This is a genomic window from Mesorhizobium sp. M2A.F.Ca.ET.039.01.1.1, assembly GCF_003998035.1.
Lineage (GTDB): Bacteria > Pseudomonadota > Alphaproteobacteria > Rhizobiales > Rhizobiaceae > Mesorhizobium.
Genome location: NZ_RZRY01001234.1, coordinates 1 through 1,108 on the forward strand (window position 1 = coordinate 1; position 1,108 = coordinate 1,108).

Genomic DNA, 1,108 nt, shown 5'->3' on the forward strand with positions numbered 1-1,108 from the left:
GCCTACGCCCCCTTCGCCATCCTGCCGATCTATGTGGCGCTCGACACGATCCCGAAATCGCTGCTCGAAGCCGCCTCCGATCTCGGCGCGCGGCCCTTCACCAGCTTCCGCCGCGTCGTGCTGCCCAATTCCATGCCGGGCGTGCTGGCCGCCGCGCTCGTCGTCTTCGTGCCGACGGTCGGCGACTATGTCACGCCGGCCATGGTCGGCGGTCCAGCCAGCACCATGATCGGCACGCTGATCCAGTCGCAGTTCGGCAAGGCCAATGACTGGCCGTTCGGCGCCGCGCTCTCTGTCTGCGTCATGCTGGTGATCCTGTGCGTGGTGCTCGTCGCGCGCGGCGCCGACCGCAGGTTCGGCAGCCGCACATGAGCGGGCGGGCCGACATCAACGCAGGCGGCGGCTGGCTCGGCCTCTATGTGCTCGGCTATCTCGTCTTCCTCTATTTGCCCGTGCTTTTGATCCCGCTGTTTTCCTTCAACAACTCCATCCAGGCGGCGTTTCCGCTGCAGGGTTTCACGCTTGAATGGTATGAGACGCTCTACGGCAATCCGGCGCTGTCCGGCGCCTTGGGCAACAGCCTGGTCATCGGCGTCATCGCCGCCTGCGGGGCGACGCTCTGCGGCATCACCGTCTCCTATATGGACCTCTACGGCCGCTCCCCACTCGCCGCCACGATCAGCGCCATCGCCCGGCTGCCAATCCTGATCCCTGGCGTCATCGTCGGCATTTCGCTCTTGATTCTGGTCAACCTCATCGGCCTCGGCCCCTCGCGCGTCTCGATCGTGCTGGGCCACATCCTCGTCGCGCTGCCGACAACGGTGGTGGTGATGCGCAGCCGCTTCGCCGCCATCCCGAAGACGATCCGCGAAGCCGCGCTCGATCTCGGCGCTTCCGACTGGACGACGTTCCGGCGTGTCATGCTGCCGCTGAGCGCGCCCGCCGTGCTGTCGGCCTTCATGCTTTCTTTCCTGATTTCCTTCGACGAGTTCATCGTCGTCTTCTTCCTCGCCGGCACCGAGCCGACGCTGCCGCTCTACATCTGGAGCCAGCTGCGTTTCCCGCGCTCGCTGCCGACGGTGATGGCGCTGGGAACGGCGATCCTTAC

2 protein-coding genes are annotated in these 1,108 nt (G+C 66.0%); both read left to right on the forward strand.

What is annotated here, in order from left to right; genetic code table 11:
* The coding region (locus tag EOA24_RS38895) for an ABC transporter permease (RefSeq protein WP_133374962.1) at positions 1–372 on the forward strand (372 nt) is incomplete at its 5' end.
* Positions 369–1,108: ABC transporter permease (locus EOA24_RS38900; protein WP_133374964.1), on the forward strand; the 740-nt coding region annotated here is incomplete at its 3' end. The genes EOA24_RS38895 and EOA24_RS38900, both read left to right, overlap by 4 nt.